Origin of the sequence: Pseudomonas sp. NPDC086251, from assembly GCF_044746405.1 — a bacterium.
Classification (GTDB): domain Bacteria; phylum Pseudomonadota; class Gammaproteobacteria; order Pseudomonadales; family Pseudomonadaceae; genus Aquipseudomonas.
Genome location: NZ_JBIVBY010000002.1, coordinates 132,541 through 150,703 on the forward strand (window position 1 = coordinate 132,541; position 18,163 = coordinate 150,703).

Below are 18,163 nucleotides of genomic sequence, written 5' to 3' on the forward strand. Positions count from 1 at the left end.
CAACAAAGAGATCTACACATGAAAGTAGCCATTATTCATGACTGGTTGGTAACGTTGGGTGGCGCGGAAAAAGTTTTAAGAGAGATACTGTCCATTTATCCAGAAGCGGACGTCTTCACCGTGGTGGATTTTCTGACCCCAGAACAACGGACCGAAATATTCAACAAAAAAACGAAGACATCATTTATTCAGAAATTACCTTTCGCCAAGAAAAACTATCGGTCGTATCTGCCGTTAATGCCTCTTGCGATCGAGCAATTTGATCTCTCTTCTTACAACCTTATTATCAGTAGTAGCCACGCGGTCGCTAAAGGTGTGCTCACAGGACCTGATCAACTGCATATCTGTTACTGCCATTCTCCAATACGTTATGCGTGGGATATGCAAGCTCAGTACCTAAGAGATGGCGGATTGAGCACCGGCATAAAAAGCTGGTTGACACGTTCTTTGTTACATCGCATCCGCCTATGGGATCATCGCACCTCAAATGGGGTGGATCACTTTATATGCAATAGCGACTTCATCTCCAGAAGAATCTGGAAGATCTATCGTCGAAAATCAACAGTCATTCATCCATCCGTAGCAATTGAAAACTTTACGATGACCGAAAAAAAGGAAGATTTCTATCTGACCGCATCGCGTTTAGTTCCTTACAAAAAAATCGATCTGATAGTGGAGGCCTTCAAAAATATGCCGGAGCGAAAACTCGTCGTCATAGGCGATGGTCCACAATTCAATAAAATCAAGGAGAACCCTGCTCCAAATATTGAAATATTGGGTTATCAGGAATTTTCTGTATTACGTGACCATATGCAGCGCGCTCGAGCTTTCGTTTTTGCTGCGGAAGAAGATTTCGGGATTATTCCAGTAGAAGCTCAAGCGTGCGGCACGCCGGTAATTGCCTTTTCCAAAGGTGGAGCACTCGAAACTGTAATTGATGGTGAGACAGGTATCTTCTTTCCTACCCAGACTGTAGAAGCAATTCAACAGGCTGTTGAGCGATTTGAGAAGTCCTTCATTTTTTCCCCCACGCTAATCAGAGCGAACGCGGAAAAGTTTTCAAGTCAGAATTTTCGTAATGACTTAAGAAATTTTGTAAATCATAAAATAGCGCAACCAACATCTACAACCACACCTATAACAGAACAGGTGTAAATCTTAGATTTTATTAGTTGCACACATCAAGGCTAGAACCCCCAAAAAGAAACCCATTACCCTTAGTAGTCATCCGTATTCATACCCCTTTAATCCTTGAAAGAGTTTCTTGCGATCGCCTATATCATTTACGGGACCGCCAAATAAATGAAATCACTATCAAGACTCGCAATAACCGCTACTTTCTTTGTATCTCTGCATTCAGCTTATGCATCTAATGCGGACCCAGGCTTGTCATCGAATCAGAAAATAGTTCATGTGTTAGAAAGACTGGGCTATGGGCCTTCTCCAGACGACATCCGAACTGTCTCTGCCATTGGAATACAACAATATATCTCTCAACAATTACACCCCGAGAGCATAAAAAACCCCGAATGGTTAAAAAAACGCCTTTCCGGAATTGACGCAATAAATCAAGACCAAACAACAACATACAAACAATTCAGCTCACAATCTTTTAAAGCAGTTGAGTCTGATACCGCCGCACGCAAGAATTTCATCCAAGATAGAACGAATTTTGTAAATCAGGCTCGAGAGGCAAGAATACTTAGGGCACTTTATAGTCCCGCGCAACTTCAAGAAGTGATGGTAGATTTTTGGTACAACCACTTCAATATCTGGGAAAGCAAGACCCCCACTAACGGTGCCATTCTTGGTGCTTACGAAAACAATGCCATTCGGCCTTATGCGCTTGGAAAATTCAAGGAGTTACTTCTTGCAAACGCCAAGGAAATGGCGATGCTCTACTATTTGGATAACTGGCGAAACAGATACACGCCCAATGGCACAAAAAGCATCAATGAGAACTATGCAAGAGAGGTAATGGAACTCCATACTCTCGGGGTTGGTGGGTATAGTCAATCGGACATCAAGGCATTGGCGAGATTGTTGTCTGGTTGGACCTACGTCTCCGACCCTAATGCCCCCAATGCTGGTAATTTTCTATTTGATGAAAAATCTCACGACCCGAATGAAAAATCGTTTTTGGGTGTTTCATTTCCATCAGGCGGCGGATACAACGAAGGCGAACAAGCTCTATTAAACCTTGCTAATAGCCCAAAAACTGCACAGCATATTGCACATAGTCTTGTTGAGTTTTTTGTTAATGATACACCGCCTCAGTCGCTGGTAAACAAGGTAACCAAACGATATATAGAAAGCGACGGCAATATAAAAGAACTCCTTATCACAATTTTTGAGAGCGATGAGTTCTGGTGGCCAAAAAACCACAAGACGAAGTTCAAGACACCGTTTTACTATATGATTTCCAGCGTGAGGGCTGCAGGACTTCCTCCCATCCAAGATTCCAGGCTATTGCAGACGTGGGTAAAACAGTCCGGAAATGGGCTTTTTGCATGGCCAGCACCGGACGGATATAAAAATATTGAAAGCGCTTGGCTGTCTCCAGAGGTTTTGTTGAACCGGGCTAATTTTTCCTACAAATTGGCCGCTGGATGGATGTCACTCTGGGGGCGAAATTCGGAAGGTGGCAATCCTCATCCCAGTGACCAAGATATGCTTTCAACTATTGGCTCAGGGTTATCGCCGAGTACGATAGAAGTTATCAAGCGGGCTCCAAAATCTGTTCATTCAGCTTTGATTCTCAGCAGCCCAGATTTTATGTACCGATAACAAATCTGAGGAGTGCATGATGAATCGCAGAACTTTTCTTAAGATTTTTGGTGCGATCGGGACCTATAATCTTTTCAATTCGTCCCTTGCTTCAACACTTTCATCCAATTCGCCAGGTGCACAAGCACGATTGGTCGTCGTCATGCTACGCGGGGCTGTAGATGGATTAAGCGTACTGATACCTTACACCGAAAAAAACTACTATCGATTGCGTGAAAAGACGGCGATTGCGTTACCAGGCAATGAAGGTGGAATGCACAAGTTAAATAGCCACTTTGGGCTTCATCCAGCACTTTCATCGCTACTTCCTCTCTGGCAGTCAGGCCAGCTCGCCTTTATTCCTGCTTCGGGGTGCCCAAGCGAAACTCGTTCGCACTTTTCAGCGCAGTTCAATATGGAGTGCGGAATTCCAGATGCTGATCGTTCAATCGATGGCTGGATGAATAGGCTTGCTGTAGAAAACAGTACTGATTTGGATGAGATGACCGCCGTTAGTTTCGGAGCGACTGTCCCTCAGATTTTTTTGGGGAAAAAGCCTATAGCGAGCATAAATTCTCAGGAAAATTACGGGCATCGCTTGCCGGTAGATAGAAAGGACTTTCAAAGTTCGTTGGCGTCTCTCTATTCGAACAACAACTCGTTACATCATGATTACAGCCAAGGCTTGAGATTTCGCGAAGAGATTATTAAATCCATCAAGGCTCCTGAGTTGGATAAGGAGGCGCTGATGGCAAACAACGGCGCCGCACCTCCTACGCTTTTTTCCCGAGATATTAATTTACTGAGTTCCTTGATCAATACTCAACCTGACTTGCAGTTTGCTTTTATGCAGCTAAGCGGATGGGATACTCATGTTGACCAAGGTGGAGTGAAGGGGGTACTTGCGACCAATCTTGCTCAACTGAGCAACGGCCTTTCGCTATTGCCTAAGCTCATTGGGCGCCACTGGCAATCCACTACAATAGTCGTAATGTCAGAGTTCGGCAGAACTGCTAAAGAAAACAGCACTGGCGGTACAGATCATGGTCATGGAAACGTAATGATGGTCCTTGGAGGCAATGTGGGAGGGGAGAAAATTTACGGTGAATGGCCCGGCCTATCAGATGATGTACTGTATCAACAAAGGGATGTTGCCATTACAACTGACTTTAGACATGTGCTCTCACACATATGTCAAAAAGGATTAAATCTGTCAGACAATCAACTTTCTACTATTTTTCCAAACCTACCTAACGTCTCGGCTAACTCGTTGATGGGGCTGGTCAAGCGGTAGCAGTTTGTAACACCCCGCCAACCCGCCAGTTCGACCAAAAACGGGAAAGGCAAACGTGCGACTATTAAGATGCTTAAAACAGAAAAATTAACGCTATTTAATCTACCGGACAAAACCTAACATTTGTAACTCTTCCGGTGCGCATCTGGATATATTATGTTATCTGTTGCACAGTTTTATTAATAGCAACTAAGTGAGTATGGTTGTTATTTTTTAGTTAAATCTATATCGCATATATAACAGGACCCCTACATGATCCGTAAATGCCTATTCCCCGCAGCCGGCTACGGCACTCGCTTTCTGCCCGCCACAAAAGCCATGCCTAAGGAAATGCTGCCGGTTGTGAATAAACCGCTGATCCAGTACGGCGTAGAGGAAGCTCGGGACGCAGGTCTTCAGCACATGGCGATCGTTACCGGTCGTGGCAAGCGGGCTTTAGAGGATCACTTCGACATCAGCTACGAACTGGAACACCAGATTCGCGGTAGCGAAAAGGAGAAGTTCCTGTCGGGCACTCGCGAGTTGATGGAGACCTGCACGTTTTCTTACACCCGCCAGGTGGAGATGAAGGGGCTTGGGCATGCCATTCTCTCTGGTCGCCCGTTGATTGGTGACGAGCCGTTTGCGGTGGTGCTGGCGGACGACCTCTGTTTGAACCTGGAAGGCGACGGTGTGCTGTCTCAGATGATTGCACTCTATAAGCAATTCCGTTGTTCGATCGTGGCCATTCAGGAAGTGCCAAACGATCAAACACACAAGTACGGGATCATCGCTGGCGAGCAGATTCGCGAAGGCATTTATCGGGTCAACAGCATGGTTGAAAAGCCTAAGCCGGAAGACGCACCGTCCAATCTGGCGATTATTGGTCGTTATATTCTGACGGCCGATATCTTTGATTTGATTGCTGATACCGAACCCGGCAAGGGCGGCGAAATCCAGATCACCGATGCGTTGATGAAGCAGGCACAAACTGGCTGTGTTCTGGCTTACAAATTCAAAGGTCACCGCTTTGACTGCGGCGGCGCAGAAGGCTACATCGACGCCACTAACTTCTGTTATGAGAACTTGTATAAGAAAGGTCTGTAAACGGTATTTTTCTAGCTCTTGGGTGCCGCGTTTTACAGCGGCCATACACCTTTTACAAGGCAGACCACTATGAACGCTTCCAGATCACCGATCGACACTGTCTATAAATCGCTGGACCCTTTTGCACCTGGCAATATGCTTTTGGGGCGAAAGTTCACCGAGAGTGACAGTGGATTGATGGCCTGGTTGCGGACATACCAAACACCACTCCCCTCTTCCGTCCCCCAACCAAGGTTGTTGGTCGAACGCATCGGACTGTTTCCCTCCTCCGGGGAAATTCGCTGTGCAGTGCGTAATCCAGCTGCCGTCCTGGAGTATCTTCGGTTTCTGTACGCCAGCAAGGCACTGGACACAGACGATGAGGACGATGAGGACGGACTAAGCCTGACGTTCGCTGAATGGCGCTTCAAACTCCATCTCTCTGAAGCCGAAACCGAAATCCTGCTGAACGTTGAGAGTCGTGGCGATGTTGCACTCATGCAGTTGAAGACCGCAGAGCTATTGGCTCGGATTGATGAGAAAAGCAGTAGTGAGTCTTAGGGCCGTCCTCCCGCCAACACTCTACAACGGTGCCGTCGCCCCCGAAGTACGCCAATAAGGCTTCATAAAAGCCTTCTCCGCCCCAGACAGAGTCACTGCCAGAGAATTCAAAACCCCCTCAGCCGTATACTTCGGAATGCTGGTACTCAACAGGATGACCGCCAGCCCTATCCCCAGGGCCGGCAGCGGAATTTTGCGGACATCCTTTTTCTCCAACCTCAAAAGAAACACACACGCCGCGGCAGATCCAACGACCGCCCCGGCAATGGCTTCCGCCACAGGGTGAATAGTCTGCCCGACATACTCGACGCTGAACCACCAGGTCGACAGCAGCCCCGCACCCAGTGCCAGCCATCGAAGCCGATGATCGATCTGGCGCAACAGCAAACTCAGGACAACGGTCGAGACCAGGCAGGCATTCATTGCGTGGCCGCTGATGACCGCGATGTCCAGGCTTTCCAGGCCGATTCCCCAGCCCTTGAACAGCACTTTGCTGAGCCCCACGACGAAATAGGCTACGGACAGTACGACTAGCCATAACAGCGCGAGTTTTTTCGAGGCCGTGCACCATAACCAACCGGCGACGACGATGGCCGCAGGCAGCATGACGGTGATTCCGGCGTATTGAGTGATGTACAGTCTTGAATCCAATCTACTTCCTCACGCTGCTTGCGGTTTTCCAGTGTCATGAACACTGGGCGCGTGCACAGTAGATACCAGGTTCATCGATCCAAGAAGCACTTCAGGCGATTCTCTACGACGACCACCGAATAACTGGCGATGTGCATGGCCAGTCCGTCCTCGACCAGCGCTTCGAGCAAGGCGACTTGTGCCGCGAAGCGTTGGTCGCGGTTGAGTTTTCGAGAGACGTGCATTTGATCGATCAGGACATGCGTCACTTGATAAGGGGTGTTGACCCTCAGGCGCCCCAGCCAGATAGGCAGCTTTTTTGCCATTTTGGTTTGCCTGAAATTCAGTACGCCCGTTGCCTTATCCGAAGAAGTGCTTTTTGAAATCTCGACGATTTCTTCAAACACGTCGGTCAACTTTTTTAGCGCGTAGCCGAGCATCAGATCATCAAACGCATCCAAAAACATATACCTCTTCACGGTGTGAAGTCATTTCTATCAAGCAGATACTTGCTATTATCACATTACACTTTATTCGTTTTCGGTAATGGACGTATTCTAACGACCACCCGCTTACCAGATAACATTCCTGTTGCTAACAATTAGATTAACTACTCGCTAACTTAGTGGACTTTTTATAACAACGATTCAAGGCGTAAACAAACTCTATAAAATTCAAAAGTCACAAGAAAGTGAGTATTAAAAGAGGATTAAGAAGCCAGGCAATCCGCTGGCAGGTCGCTAACCGTCAGATGAGTTGAACCTGTGCGCCCGCTTGGCATCCTATTTATCGATACCGCGCCCCACCTTTCAAACGCCTGTTCTCAGGTTGTTGCCGCTGGGGGCATTGATACACGCATGTACCCTTGAGTGGCTGTCAGCGCTCGGGTAATGTCAACAGACCCATAGGACAGAGCACGCCCATGACTTCCAAGCTGGAACAACTCAAGCAAATGACCACTGTGGTTGCCGACACCGGCGACTTCGAAGCAATCGCTCGCGTTAAACCCGTGGACGCTACGACCAACCCTTCCCTGCTGCTCAAAGCGGCAGCCATTCCCGGTTATGCCGAGTTGTTGAACGCTTGCGTCAACGACTGCAAGGGCGATGTTGGCTTGGCCAGCGACCGTTTTGGCGTGACGGTCGGGCAAGAAATCCTGAAAGTGATTCCTGGCCGTATTTCTACCGAGGTGGATGCACGCCTGTCGTTCGACACGGATGCCGTATTGAAGCGTGCGCACCGCCTGATCGAGCTGTACGACAAGGCTGGTATTGGCCGTGATCGCGTGCTGATCAAGATCGCTTCCACCTGGGAAGGCATCCGCGCTGCCGAGACGCTGGAGAAGGAAGGCATCCAGACCAACCTGACCTTGCTGTTCTCCTTCGCACAGGCAGCCGCTTGCGCTGACGCCGGGGTTTTCCTGATTTCGCCGTTCGTGGGCCGTATCTACGACTGGTACAAGAAAGCCAATGGCAACGACTACACCGGCGCGGATGATCCGGGCGTGCAGTCGGTGACGCGCATCTACAACTACTACAAGGCCAATGACTACAAAACCGTAGTGATGGGTGCGAGCTTCCGTAACTTGAATCAGATCGAGCAGTTGGCCGGTTGCGACCGTCTGACCATCAGCCCGGACCTGATCGATAAGCTGGCGGCGGATACTGGCAAGCTGGAGCGTAAGTTGGCTCCGGGCCATGCCGGTGAAGCGCGCTTGAGCTTGAATGAAGCGCAGTTCCGTTGGTTGTCCAACGAGGACGCGATGGCGACCGAGAAGCTGGCTGAGGGTATTCGTCAGTTCGCTCGCGACCAGGAAAAACTTGAGGCATTGCTGCAAGCCAAGCTCTGATCCACCGGAGCAAACGCAAAAAGGGCGAACCTTCACGGGTTCGCCCTTTTTTGTGTTTGCTGGGTGGTGGGATTGGGGTGGCTTCGCGCGGTTGGTGAGGCGATTTTGCGGACGCCTTCGCGGGCAAGCCTCGCTCCTACAGGGATTGTGTGCAAATGAAATGAAACCTGTAGGAGCCGAGCTTGCTCGCGAAGGGGCCAGTAAGGCCTACATCACATCAGGGGATCAATGCCGCTCCAGCGCATTCACCAGGTCGTGGAACGCTTCACGATTGGAATCGTTCAGGCCCATGAGAATCTTGTGCGCTTCGAGCACTTTGATCCGCACCACTTCTTCGGACTGGTCCTGGTCTGGCAGATCAGTCAGGCACTCAGGGCACGGGATCGGGCGGTCAACGATGTTGAACACTTGCTCGAAGCCCATGGACTGCAAAAGACGGGTGATGTCTTCGTGGGTGGTGACGACGGTCGGCAGCAGGCCGACCTTCTGCCGCGACAGGATCGACAGTTTGGCCAAGAGGCCAAGGGTGGTGCTGTCGATGCTGCGGGTTTCGGTCAGGTCGATCACGATCGCGTTGAAGTTCAACGCCGTGAAGATCCGCTCAATAGTCGCATCCAACGCCGAACACAGGGTCAGGCGAACTTCACCGACGAACTTCAGGACGAAGGTGCCGTCCTGCTCGGCGAACTGGATTCTACCGGTACTCATCAAAGATTCCTGCTCAACACCAACAGGGCGATATCATCCGGCATCTCCCCTAGCGTGGCCAATCCAAAAACCTGCCGCAGCCCATCCAGGGTGCCGCCCGCAGCCTTGACCCGTTGGGGCAACGCCGCTTCTTTTTCTTTGAGTGTAGGTTCTGGCAAAAGGTCCAGAATGCCATCAGACATCAGCGTCAGGCTGAACGTCTGCGGCAGCTCCAGCACGTGGTCTTCGTAGGTGGCTTCATTGAAGAGGCCCACCGGCAGGCCACGCCCTTCCAGATAACGAACACTGTCTGGCGTGTACAACACAGGCAACGGTAAATGACCACCGATGCTATAGGTCAACAAACCTGTCTCCTCGTCGATGACTCCACCGACCATTGTGACGTGTTTACCCAGCTTACAACTGATCAGGCCTCGGTTGATATGACCAAGCACCTCTGAAGGCTTGAATTCCGGCAATGTGCCGCTGCGCTTGGATTCAAACAGCAAGCGCGTGGTCATGAACTTCAGCAGCACGGTCACGAAGGCTGAAGAGGCGCCGTGACCGGAAACGTCCGCCAGGTAGAAAGCTACCCGACGCTCGTCGACCCGAAAGTAGTCGACGAAATCACCCGACAGGTACAGCGACGGGATGATCTGGTGAGCAAACTGGAACTCGTCGATGGTCCAGGGACTGACCGGCAGCATGTTCATCTGCACCTGGCGACCGGCGTTCTGGTCTTCCTGGAGCAGGTTCAGGCTGGCGGCGAGCTCGCGGTTGGCCTTTTCCAGCTTCTCGCGGTAGCGCTGGTTTTCCAGCAGCAGGCGCGCACGATCCAGGGCCCGGCGCACAGAGTGCTCGAGCACAGCCAGATCTTCGAGAGGCTTGATCAGGTAGTCCGCTGCGCCCAGGCGCAGGGCCTCGACCGCGTCGTTCATCACGCCGGCGCCCGAAACCACGATCACCGGGGTTTGCGGCGACAGCTCGGTGACCTGACGGATGAGTTCGAGTCCGCCCATCTGCGGCATGCGCAGATCGCAGATGACCAAGTCGGGCTTGTCTTGCTCGAATACCTGAAGTCCCTGCTGGCCATTGCTGGCCTGCAAGACGCTGAAACCACTGTCTTCCAAATAGGCGGCGAGGCTCGCGCGCACTACTTCGTCATCATCGATTATCAGCAGCGTGGCACTGGTTTTTGGCATGTGGGCAAACGGCGCCAGAATTAGGTTGGCGTAGCAGGCAGGGGTTTTGGCCCGGCTCACACTACTGGATTCGCTTTCTAGCCTCTCTGTCGCACTGTTTTCGAGCATTTGCCCTACACACAGGTACACCAGAGGTGCCCTTCTAAGGCGCAGACGGTACTCCCATCCGCGGGGCGTTTCAAGCTCACGCCGATGGTCGCTTGACGTCTTACCCTTTCAAATCACCAGGAGTTATAAGAACACGCAAAACCGTAACTTAATGGAAGGTGTGGATCAGTCAAACCGGCCTCGCCAAACAAACGAAAGAAGGCGGCCATCGGGCCGCCTTCTTCGCATCTACCGGTCGAGATCAAAAATCGTCTTCGACCTGGCCGTCTTTGACTTTGAATTCACGGTTCTGCAAGTACGCGTTGCGGATGAAGATGTACTTGTCGCCGGTGATCAGCTTCTCGGACGACAGCAGGTTGGCGCGGGCGTCGGTCACATCCAGCGCGAAGAACGAGTTGCGCACCGCAACATCGTCGACGTAGCGATAAGGGCTGGTGTAGGAGTCAACGAACTTGGAAGGCGCATCACGCAAGGTGCTTGGACCGAAGAACGGCAGCATGACGTACGGACCGCTGCCGACGCCCCAATAGCCAAGGGTCTGGCCGAAGTCTTCGTCATTGCGTTGAAGGCCCATTTTCGTGCCGACATCGATGAAGCCCAGCACGCCGAAGGTGGTGTTGAAGATCAGTCGTGCGGTATCGACACCCGCTGCCGCCGGTTTGGCTTGCAGCACGTCGTTGGCCAGGTTGCGCACATCGCCGATGTTCTTGAAGAAGTTGTGAATGCCATCTTCGACAAACTGCGGCGTCACGTATTGATAGCCCTGGGCCAATGGCTTGAGCGCATACGTGTCGAGGACGTCGTTGAAGGTGTAGATCGGACGGTTGATGCTTTCCCAAGGATCGTCTTCCGAGGCTGCCTGGGCAGCAAACGGGACCAGCAGCGCACTGGCGCATACACAAAGCTGAGCTAGATGATTGCTCCAGCGCATAGAAAACTCCTTGGATTGTACTGGCGCGGGCCATTGGCCCAAGCGTTAAGCTGGCTAGTATAAGACGGAAAGGCCGCTTTAGGCAGCATCGTACGCGCCCGTTCTCAGAGGATGGGTGATGACTGTGAGCGATTCACATCCATGTCACTCAACTGTCACCGGCGCGCCTTAGCCTCGACGCTATTTCAGGGACGTTGATATGCCGCACGCCGAAACCTTGCCCCTCGCAGCACCCAGTCTGACCGCCGTGCTGTTCGGCCTCAGTGGCTGCCTGGTGGATTTCGGCGCCCGCACGCGCCCGCACGCCAGTCACGCGGCGGAACACGCCGAGGTGACGCTGGGTGCTTTAGAGAGCTTGCACAGCCTGCAGAATCAGCAAATTCCCTGCGTGTGGCTGGATGAATTGCCCCCTGCCCTCAGCCATTCCCTGGCCGCTGCCCTGCCGGATTGGATCAAGCCTTCGCAACACTCCGAAACAATCAAACCATGGCCAGCACCGGATGCCTGCTGGAAAGCCCTGATGACGTTGAATGTCGAACGTCTGGACGGCTGCGTGCTGGTCAGCGGCGAACCACGACTGCTGCAAGCGGGGCTGAATGCCGGGTTGTGGACGATTGGCTTGGCGTCCTGCGGCTCGCTGTGCGGGCTGGCGCCCAACGAATGGCAGGCGCTGACGCAACAGGAACGCGAGCTCAAACGCGGCAAGGCGACGGTGCAGTTGTTCGGCCTGGGCGTGCATTCGGTGATCGACCACCTCGGCGAGCTCGACACCTGCCTGGCCGACATCAGCCTGCGCCGGCTCAAGGGCGAAAAGCCCTGATCGAGATCATGCACGTTAGGCGCGAGTGGATTAATCTAAAGGTCAGCCATAGACCTTTGGCGCGCTGCTGCGGTCTATGCCAGTGCCTATCGATAAAAGGAAGAACGCCATGCCTGCCCGCGAACTGCAAGAACAGCTCAATACTCTGCGCGAGCAATTGGAACAGAATCCACCACTGACGGAAGCCGAGCGCGAAGACCTGCACGCGCTGATGCAACAGATCGAACTTGAGCTTGAGCTGGAAACCAAAACCCAGGATTCCAGCCTCGCCGACAACGTGAACCTGGCCGTAGAACGCTTCGAAATCGAACACCCGACCCTTGCTGGCACCTTGCGCAACATCGTGCAAGCACTGGCCAACATGGGTATCTGATCCCGCCGGATACAAAAAAGCCCCGCTATTGATAGCGGGGCTTTTTAACATCTGCAATTTGAAATGCAATCCCTTGTGGGAGCGAGCCTGCTCGCGATGGAGTGTCAGTCGACACCAAGCCAACTGACACACCATCGCTAGCAGGCTAGCTCCTACATAAAAGCTTTATTGGCGGACCAGGCGGTGGTTTGGCAGTTGCACTGCTTCAGTACTGCGATACGGGTTGATGTCCAACCCACCGCGCCGCACATACCGTGCATACACCGTCAATTTCTCTGGCTTCAACAAGCGCTGCAGGTCGAGAAAGATCCGCTCGACGCACTGTTCATGGAAGTCCGAGTGCTGACGGAAACTCACGATGTATTCCAGCAAACTCGCGTGATCCAGCGCCGCACCACGGTATTCCACCGCCACACTGCCCCAGTCCGGCTGGCTGGTCACCGGGCAGTTGGATTTGAGCAAATGACTGTGCACGCTCTCTTCGACAACGCGCGATTCATCGCAACGCAGCAGTTCCGGACGCGGATGCTCATAGTTGCTGACGCTGATGTCCAGGTCATCGATGCACACGCCCGGCAATGCCACGACGCCTTCGGCCTCAACCTCTTTCAGGCTGCGGATCCGCACGCCGACCGGCTTGCCCGCAGCGGCCGACAAGTCTTTCGCTAGCGTTGCTTCAAGGCTGGCGGTGTCGGCAAACGGTGTCTGGTTCAGCGAATTGAGGTACAGCTTGAACGACTTCGATTCGATGATATTCGGTGAATCCGCCGGGATGCTGAATTCACCGATGGCCACCACCGGCTTGCCCGACGGCAACAGCCACGACAGCTCGAAGCAGTTCCAGAAATCCACGCCCTTGTACGGCAGGGTGTCCGCCGTCAGGCCCAGCTCGGCCCATTTCGCGGTGCGCGGGATCGGGAACAGCAAGGATGGCGTGTACGTGGCGATGTATTCGCTGGACTTGCCCAGCGGCGAGTGTTCGGCTGCGGGATGCATGGCGGAAACCTGACTGAAGAATCAGCGGATTCTACCAGCCTTTGCTCCCGCCTTTGAGTGCTTACTGACTGACTGTCAGTTTGCCGACCATGCCGGCCTGATAATGACCGGGAATGTTGCAGGCAAATTCCAGGTTGGTGGCTTTGGTGAAAGTCCAGGTCAGCTCGGCGGTTTTGCCCGGCTCAACCAGCACGCTATTCGGGTCGTCGTGTTTCATCGTTCCATGGTCCATACCGGCCATGGCGCCGTGGTCCATTTCCTTCATGCCTGTAGGCGTGAGCATGCCACTTTGCTGCATCTTCAGCATTTCCTGCTGATGCTTTGCATGCATCGCCGCATCACCGAGGTTGAATTCGTGCAGCAGCTGGCCTTTATTCACCAGCACAAAACGAACCGTCTCACCGGCCTTGATATCGATCGCCTTGGGCGTGAACGACATATCGCCCATCACCACTTCAACGCTGCGGGTCGCTTTGGCGGCCGGCGCCGGTTGACCGAAATCATAGGTATGCGCCGGCGCTGCCCACACCGGCGAGCTCAGCGCCAACACACACGCGGCCAAGACCAAAGATTTGCGCAAAAACATAGTCGTACTCCAACAAGATAAGGTTCAGCCTGTGGAAAACTCTAAACTGCTGCCACTGCCTGCAACCTGACAGCCAGATTACAACTTTGTCAGGTTGGCCTGTACGCACGCTGCCCACGGTATAAAGCGTTCGTTCCATTTGCCACGAGTTGCCCATGAAACTGCTGATCGTCGAAGACCAACCGAAAACCGGCCATTACCTGCGCCAGGGCCTGGCCGAGGCTGGCTTCAACACCGAATTGGTGGCCGACGGCATCACCGGTCAGCAACTGGCGTTGAGCGGTGATTACGCCTTGTTGATTCTCGACGTGATGCTGCCCGGCCGTGATGGCTGGCAGATTCTGCAAGCGGTGCGCGGGGCGGGCCTCGATACGCCGGTCCTGTTTCTGACCGCGCGCGACGCCGTGGAGGACAAGGTTCACGGCCTCGAACTGGGTGCCGACGATTATCTGGTCAAGCCCTTTGCCTTCTCCGAACTGCTGGCCCGGGTGCGCAGCCTGTTGCGCCGCGGCAGCGCCACGCCTCAGGAAACCAGCCTGCAACTGGCCGACCTGCGTCTGGACCTGATCCGTCGCCGGGTCGAGCGCAGCGGTCAACGCATCGACCTGACCGCCAAGGAATTCGCCCTGCTGGAAATGCTCCTGCGCCGCCAGGGCGAAGTGTTGCCGAAGTCGCTGATTGCATCGCAGGTCTGGGACATGAATTTCGACAGCGACACCAACGTCATCGAAGTGGCGATCCGTCGCCTGCGCCTGAAGATCGACGATGAATTCCCCAATAAGTTGATTCATACCGTGCGCGGCATGGGTTACGTCCTTGAAGAGCGTCCGGCCTGATGCGTCGACTTTCGCTGAGCAATCGTCTGGCGCTGCTGTTCGCCGCGTGCACCGCGGTGGTTTCGCTGTTCGCCGGGGTGTTGTTCAGTCGCGCCAGTGAAGCGCACTTCGTTGAACTCGATCAGCAGTTGCTGGACGGCAAGTTGATCGGGTTGCGCCGGGCGCTTCATGACATTCAAACGAGTGAAAGCGAAGTGAAACTGGCCGATGAATTGAGCCGACAGGCTGATCTGTCGCTGCGCATCAGCGGCAGCGACGGCAAGCGCTGGTACGACAGTTCGGCGCGCCTGCCCGATAAGCTCCCGCATAAACCGGGCCTGTCGACCATCAATGACAACGGCACCGACTACCGGGTCCTGAATGCGCCGTTGTTTGCCGATAAAGCGGATTCACCGCACCTGACGTTGCTGCTGGACATCACCCATCACCAGCATTTCCTGCAACGCATGCAACACCTGATCTGGCTGACGGTCGGCTTGTCAGCCCTGGCCACGGCGCTGCTCGGTGCCTGGGCGGCGCGCAGTGGCTTGCGGCCGTTGCGGCGCATGAGTGCGGTCGCTCGCGGTGTTTCGGCGCAATCGCTCAACGCACGCCTGCCTGAAGAGCACATGCCGCCAGAACTCGCGGAAATGGCCCATCACTTCAACGCCATGCTCGGACGCCTCGACGACTCTTTTCAACGGCTCTCGGCCTTCTCCGCCGACATCGCCCATGAACTGCGCACGCCGCTGTCGAACCTGCTGACCCACACCCAAGTCACCCTCACCCGCCCACGGCCCATCGAGGATTACCGCGAAGCGCTGCACAGCAACCTCGAAGAACTGCAATGGATGGCGCAACTGGTCAACGACATGTTGTACCTGGCCAAGGCTGACCATGGTTTGTTGATGCCTAAACGCGAACCGCTGGAGCTGGCGGAAGAAGTGGATGTGCTGCTGGAGTTTTTTGCGCCGTTGGCCGAGGACGCTCAAGTGACGCTCAGCCGCGACGGGCATGCGCGCATTGAGGGCGATCGCAGCATGTTGCGGCGGGCGCTTTCGAATTTGCTGGATAACGCGTTGCGGTTTACACCGGCGGATGGGGCGGTTCGGGTGCGGATCGTTGATCAGCCCAAAGGGTTGAGTCTATTGGTTGAGAACAGTGGAAACCCAATTGACGAGGCGTTGCTACCACGACTGTTTGATCGCTTCTACCGGGCGGATCCGGCGCGTCATGAAGGTAGCAGTGAGCATGCGGGGTTGGGGTTGGCGATCACCCAGTCGATCATCCGCGCCCATGGTGGGCAGATTCGTTGTGAATCGGATGCGGGGTGGACGCGGTTTGTAATTGAGTTGCCAAAGGGGGATTGAGGCCAGTCGTACCGGCCCCTTCGCGAGCAAGCCCGCTCCCACATTTGATTTGTGTACGACACGGATCAAATGTGGGAGCGGGCTTGCTCGCGAAAGCGGTCTATTGGCTTACGAATACCGCAACGCGTGAGCCGGCTCGATCTTCGCCGCACGCCAAGCCGGGTAAACGGTGGCGAGGAAGCTCAATACAAACCCCGCCGAGCAGATCAACAACACATCCCCGCCCTGCAATTCAGACGGCAAATTGCTGACGAAATACACGTCGGAACTGAAGATGTGCTGCCCGCTGACCCGCTCCATCCAGCCCACCAGTTCACTGACATTCAGTGCCGCAATCACGCCGAGCACGCCACCGATCAAAGTACCGACAATCCCGATCACCGTGCCCTGCACCATGAAGATCGCCATGATCTGCCCCGGCGTGGCGCCGATGGTGCGCAAGATCGCGATGTCCGCGCCCTTATCGTTCACCACCATGATCAAGGTGGCGATGATATTGAACGCCGCCACGGCGACGATCATCAGCAACAGCAGGCCGATCATGGTTTTTTCCATTTTCATCGCGCTGAACAGACTGCCCTGGGTGTGGGTCCAGTCGTCAGCCCTGTAGGCAGTGCCCAACCCACCAGCAATATCGCTCGAGACTTGCGGCGCGGCGTACAGATCCTTCACCGCCAGGCGCACGCTCTGCACCTGATTCGGCTCCCAATGTTGCATCTGCGCGGCGTCGGCAACGTGGATCAGTGCCATGGAGCCGTCCAGCTCAGCGCCGACCTTGAACACGCCCACCACGTTCAGCCGCTGCATGCGCGGGGTAATACCGCCCGGCGCATTGCTGACTTCCGGCACGATCAGGGTGATTTTGTCGCCGACGTTCAAGCGAAAGCGTCGGGCCGTGATCTCGCCGACCACCACGCCGAACTCCCCGGGTTTCAAGGCATCGAGACGCCCCTGGACGATGTGCTTGGCAACGATCGAGACCTTGCCTTCCAGCGCCGGATCGACGCCGCTGACCTGGATCGGCTGCATCGTGCCTTTGTAGGACAGCATGCCTTCCATCTCGGTGAACGGCACCGCCGCCGTGACTTGCGGATTTTTCATCGCGGCCGCGGCCACCGGTTGCCAATCACTGATGGGGTTCACGCCGACGATGGTCGCGTGAGGCACCATGCCGAGGATGCGCGAGCTCATTTCGCGCTGAAAGCCGTTCATCACCGACAGCACCACGATCATCGCCAGCACGCCCAGGGCGAGGCCGATCATCGAGGTCATCGAGATGAAGGAAACAAAGCGATTGCGGCGCTTGGCGCGGGTATAGCGCGTGCCGATAAAGATCGATAACGGTCTGAACATTCGCTGGGGCACCGTATAAAAATAAAAGACCCGACGGACTGTTCAGCCGCGCCGGGTTTCGACCAATCAGATGGGCGTCAGGCAACCTTCCTGCAAATGCAGGACGCGATCCATCTGGCGAGCCAGGTTCATGTCGTGAGTCACCACCAGGAACGCCGTGCGCATCGAGACGCTGAGTTCCAGCATCAAATCCTGAATGCCCTGGGCGGTGTGGGAGTCGAGGTTGCCGGTCGGTTCGTCGAGCATCACCAGGCCTGGCTTGTTCACCAGTGCGCGGGCGATGGCCACACGTTGACGTTCGCCACCGGACAGTTCCGAGGGTTTGTGCTGCAGGCGATGGCCCAGCCCTACCCGCTCCAGCAACGCCGTCGCACGCTGACGTGCTTCCGGGATCGCAGTCTTGCCGATCAGCAGCGGCATGCAGACGTTTTCCAGCGCGGTGAATTCCGGCAGCAAATGGTGGAACTGGTACACGAACCCGAGGAAACGGTTACGCAGCAGCCCACGATTCTTCTCGCTCAGCGCCGACAGTTCTTCGCCGTCGAGCCAGACGCTGCCCTTGGTTGGCGTATCGAGTCCGCCCAGCAGGTTGAGCAAGGTACTTTTGCCCGAACCCGAGGTACCAACGATCGCCACGCGCTCCCCCGGGTGCAGCTCCAGTTGCAGACCGGCCAGAACCTCTACCGACTCCGGGCCTTCCTCGTAGGATTTGCCCAGGTTGCGGCAGCTCAAGATTGCTTTATCACTCATGCCCAAC

General features: G+C 54.4%; 19 protein-coding genes. 10 read left to right on the plus strand and 9 right to left on the minus strand.

The window, feature by feature from the left end:
* Positions 1-18: 18 nt before the first annotated feature.
* The 5 genes from ACIPL2_RS05075 to ACIPL2_RS05095 all read left to right on the plus strand — a co-directional run bounded on the left by ACIPL2_RS05075 (position 19) and on the right by ACIPL2_RS05095 (position 5,686).
* Positions 19-1,155 carry a glycosyltransferase family 4 protein gene (locus ACIPL2_RS05075; RefSeq protein WP_401353591.1) on the plus strand — a complete coding sequence of 379 codons (1,137 nt, stop codon included), beginning with the start codon at positions 19-21 and terminating at the stop codon, positions 1,153-1,155.
* Positions 1,156-1,302: 147 nt separating this feature from the next.
* The gene (locus ACIPL2_RS05080; protein ID WP_401353593.1) at positions 1,303-2,787 is read left to right on the plus strand and encodes a DUF1800 domain-containing protein; all 1,485 of its coding nucleotides are present in this window, start codon (positions 1,303-1,305) and stop codon (positions 2,785-2,787) included.
* Between the two features lie 19 nt (positions 2,788-2,806).
* Entirely contained in the window at positions 2,807-4,060 is a 1,254-nt protein-coding gene (locus tag ACIPL2_RS05085) for a DUF1501 domain-containing protein (RefSeq protein WP_401353595.1), read from the plus strand.
* A gap of 252 nt (positions 4,061-4,312) precedes the next feature.
* Entirely contained in the window at positions 4,313-5,146 is an 834-nt protein-coding gene (gene galU, locus ACIPL2_RS05090) for a UTP--glucose-1-phosphate uridylyltransferase GalU (protein WP_401353597.1), read from the plus strand.
* A 69-nt stretch (positions 5,147-5,215) separates the two neighbouring features.
* A complete protein-coding gene (locus ACIPL2_RS05095) occupies positions 5,216-5,686 on the plus strand; it encodes a hypothetical protein (protein ID WP_401353599.1) in 471 nt (156 codons plus the stop codon).
* Positions 5,687-5,707: 21 nt separating this feature from the next.
* Here the strand turns inward: ACIPL2_RS05095 and ACIPL2_RS05100 are convergent, their stop codons facing one another.
* Positions 5,708-6,292, minus strand: coding sequence for a hypothetical protein (locus ACIPL2_RS05100; RefSeq protein ID WP_401353601.1), 585 nt, complete (start codon positions 6,290-6,292; stop codon positions 5,708-5,710).
* Positions 6,293-6,408: 116 nt separating this feature from the next.
* Positions 6,409-6,777: a hypothetical protein gene (locus tag ACIPL2_RS05105; protein WP_401353603.1), complete on the minus strand. Its 369-nt coding sequence runs from the start codon at positions 6,775-6,777 to the stop codon at positions 6,409-6,411.
* A gap of 461 nt (positions 6,778-7,238) precedes the next feature.
* Between ACIPL2_RS05105 and tal the strand changes: the two genes are divergently transcribed.
* On the plus strand, positions 7,239-8,165 hold the full coding sequence (tal, locus tag ACIPL2_RS05110) for a transaldolase (RefSeq protein WP_401353605.1): 927 nt from the start codon (positions 7,239-7,241) through the stop codon (positions 8,163-8,165).
* Between the two features lie 225 nt (positions 8,166-8,390).
* Here the strand turns inward: tal and rssC are convergent, their stop codons facing one another.
* From rssC to ACIPL2_RS05125, 3 genes are all read right to left on the minus strand, one after another.
* A complete protein-coding gene (rssC, locus tag ACIPL2_RS05115) occupies positions 8,391-8,873 on the minus strand; it encodes an anti-sigma factor antagonist RssC (RefSeq protein WP_007935262.1) in 483 nt (160 codons plus the stop codon).
* A complete protein-coding gene (gene rssB, locus ACIPL2_RS05120) occupies positions 8,873-10,054 on the minus strand; it encodes a two-component system response regulator RssB (RefSeq protein WP_401353607.1) in 1,182 nt (393 codons plus the stop codon). Before rssB ends, rssC begins: the two co-directional genes overlap by 1 nt.
* Before the next feature lie 349 nt (positions 10,055-10,403).
* Positions 10,404-11,093: a VacJ family lipoprotein gene (locus ACIPL2_RS05125; RefSeq protein WP_401353609.1), complete on the minus strand. Its 690-nt coding sequence runs from the start codon at positions 11,091-11,093 to the stop codon at positions 10,404-10,406.
* Between the two features lie 199 nt (positions 11,094-11,292).
* On the opposite strand from ACIPL2_RS05125, the gene ACIPL2_RS05130 reads away from it, so the two are divergent.
* Complete coding sequence (locus tag ACIPL2_RS05130) at positions 11,293-11,913, plus strand: HAD family phosphatase (protein ID WP_401353611.1); 621 nt, start codon at positions 11,293-11,295, stop codon at positions 11,911-11,913.
* A 109-nt stretch (positions 11,914-12,022) separates the two neighbouring features.
* Positions 12,023-12,286 (plus strand): DUF4404 family protein, encoded by a 264-nt coding sequence (locus ACIPL2_RS05135; protein WP_401353613.1) that lies wholly within the window; start codon positions 12,023-12,025, stop codon positions 12,284-12,286.
* Positions 12,287-12,451: 165 nt separating this feature from the next.
* On the opposite strand, the gene queF is transcribed toward ACIPL2_RS05135, so the two are convergent.
* Entirely contained in the window at positions 12,452-13,282 is an 831-nt protein-coding gene (gene queF / locus ACIPL2_RS05140) for an NADPH-dependent 7-cyano-7-deazaguanine reductase QueF (RefSeq protein ID WP_401353615.1), read from the minus strand.
* Positions 13,283-13,343: 61 nt separating this feature from the next.
* Complete coding sequence (locus ACIPL2_RS05145; protein WP_401353617.1) at positions 13,344-13,868, minus strand: plastocyanin/azurin family copper-binding protein; 525 nt, start codon at positions 13,866-13,868, stop codon at positions 13,344-13,346.
* 155 nt (positions 13,869-14,023) lie between these two features.
* Here ACIPL2_RS05145 and ACIPL2_RS05150 point away from each other — a divergent pair, with 155 nt between their 5' ends.
* Both ACIPL2_RS05150 and ACIPL2_RS05155 read left to right on the plus strand, forming a co-directional pair.
* On the plus strand, positions 14,024-14,704 hold the full coding sequence (locus ACIPL2_RS05150) for a heavy metal response regulator transcription factor (protein WP_401353619.1): 681 nt from the start codon (positions 14,024-14,026) through the stop codon (positions 14,702-14,704).
* A complete protein-coding gene (locus ACIPL2_RS05155; RefSeq protein WP_401353621.1) occupies positions 14,704-16,053 on the plus strand; it encodes a heavy metal sensor histidine kinase in 1,350 nt (449 codons plus the stop codon). The genes ACIPL2_RS05150 and ACIPL2_RS05155 overlap by 1 nt, the downstream gene beginning before the upstream one ends.
* 108 nt (positions 16,054-16,161) lie before the next feature.
* Here the strand turns inward: ACIPL2_RS05155 and ACIPL2_RS05160 are convergent, their stop codons facing one another.
* On the minus strand, positions 16,162-17,406 hold the full coding sequence (locus ACIPL2_RS05160) for a lipoprotein-releasing ABC transporter permease subunit (RefSeq protein WP_401353623.1): 1,245 nt from the start codon (positions 17,404-17,406) through the stop codon (positions 16,162-16,164).
* A gap of 66 nt (positions 17,407-17,472) precedes the next feature.
* A complete protein-coding gene (gene lolD / locus ACIPL2_RS05165) occupies positions 17,473-18,156 on the minus strand; it encodes a lipoprotein-releasing ABC transporter ATP-binding protein LolD (RefSeq protein WP_401353625.1) in 684 nt (227 codons plus the stop codon).
* Between the last annotated feature and the right edge of the window lie 7 nt (positions 18,157-18,163).

Excerpts from the sequence above, each read along its gene's own strand:
- ACIPL2_RS05075 (WP_401353591.1), top strand. The coding sequence starts at position 19 with ATGAAAGTAGCCATTATTCATGACTGGTTGGTAACGTTGGGTGGCGCG.
- ACIPL2_RS05080 (WP_401353593.1), top strand. The coding sequence starts at position 1,303 with ATGAAATCACTATCAAGACTCGCAATAACCGCTACTTTCTTTGTATCT.
- ACIPL2_RS05085 (WP_401353595.1), top strand. The coding sequence starts at position 2,807 with ATGAATCGCAGAACTTTTCTTAAGATTTTTGGTGCGATCGGGACCTAT.
- galU (WP_401353597.1), top strand. The coding sequence starts at position 4,313 with ATGATCCGTAAATGCCTATTCCCCGCAGCCGGCTACGGCACTCGCTTT.
- ACIPL2_RS05095 (WP_401353599.1), top strand. The coding sequence starts at position 5,216 with ATGAACGCTTCCAGATCACCGATCGACACTGTCTATAAATCGCTGGAC.
- ACIPL2_RS05100 (WP_401353601.1), bottom strand. The coding sequence starts at position 6,292 with ATGCTGCCTGCGGCCATCGTCGTCGCCGGTTGGTTATGGTGCACGGCC.
- tal (WP_401353605.1), top strand. The coding sequence starts at position 7,239 with ATGACTTCCAAGCTGGAACAACTCAAGCAAATGACCACTGTGGTTGCC.
- rssC (WP_007935262.1), bottom strand. The coding sequence starts at position 8,873 with ATGAGTACCGGTAGAATCCAGTTCGCCGAGCAGGACGGCACCTTCGTC.
- rssB (WP_401353607.1), bottom strand. The coding sequence starts at position 10,054 with ATGCCAAAAACCAGTGCCACGCTGCTGATAATCGATGATGACGAAGTA.
- ACIPL2_RS05125 (WP_401353609.1), bottom strand. The coding sequence starts at position 11,093 with ATGCGCTGGAGCAATCATCTAGCTCAGCTTTGTGTATGCGCCAGTGCG.
- ACIPL2_RS05130 (WP_401353611.1), top strand. The coding sequence starts at position 11,293 with ATGCCGCACGCCGAAACCTTGCCCCTCGCAGCACCCAGTCTGACCGCC.
- ACIPL2_RS05135 (WP_401353613.1), top strand. The coding sequence starts at position 12,023 with ATGCCTGCCCGCGAACTGCAAGAACAGCTCAATACTCTGCGCGAGCAA.
- queF (WP_401353615.1), bottom strand. The coding sequence starts at position 13,282 with ATGCATCCCGCAGCCGAACACTCGCCGCTGGGCAAGTCCAGCGAATAC.
- ACIPL2_RS05145 (WP_401353617.1), bottom strand. The coding sequence starts at position 13,868 with ATGTTTTTGCGCAAATCTTTGGTCTTGGCCGCGTGTGTGTTGGCGCTG.
- ACIPL2_RS05150 (WP_401353619.1), top strand. The coding sequence starts at position 14,024 with ATGAAACTGCTGATCGTCGAAGACCAACCGAAAACCGGCCATTACCTG.
- ACIPL2_RS05155 (WP_401353621.1), top strand. The coding sequence starts at position 14,704 with ATGCGTCGACTTTCGCTGAGCAATCGTCTGGCGCTGCTGTTCGCCGCG.
- ACIPL2_RS05160 (WP_401353623.1), bottom strand. The coding sequence starts at position 17,406 with ATGTTCAGACCGTTATCGATCTTTATCGGCACGCGCTATACCCGCGCC.
- lolD (WP_401353625.1), bottom strand. The coding sequence starts at position 18,156 with ATGAGTGATAAAGCAATCTTGAGCTGCCGCAACCTGGGCAAATCCTAC.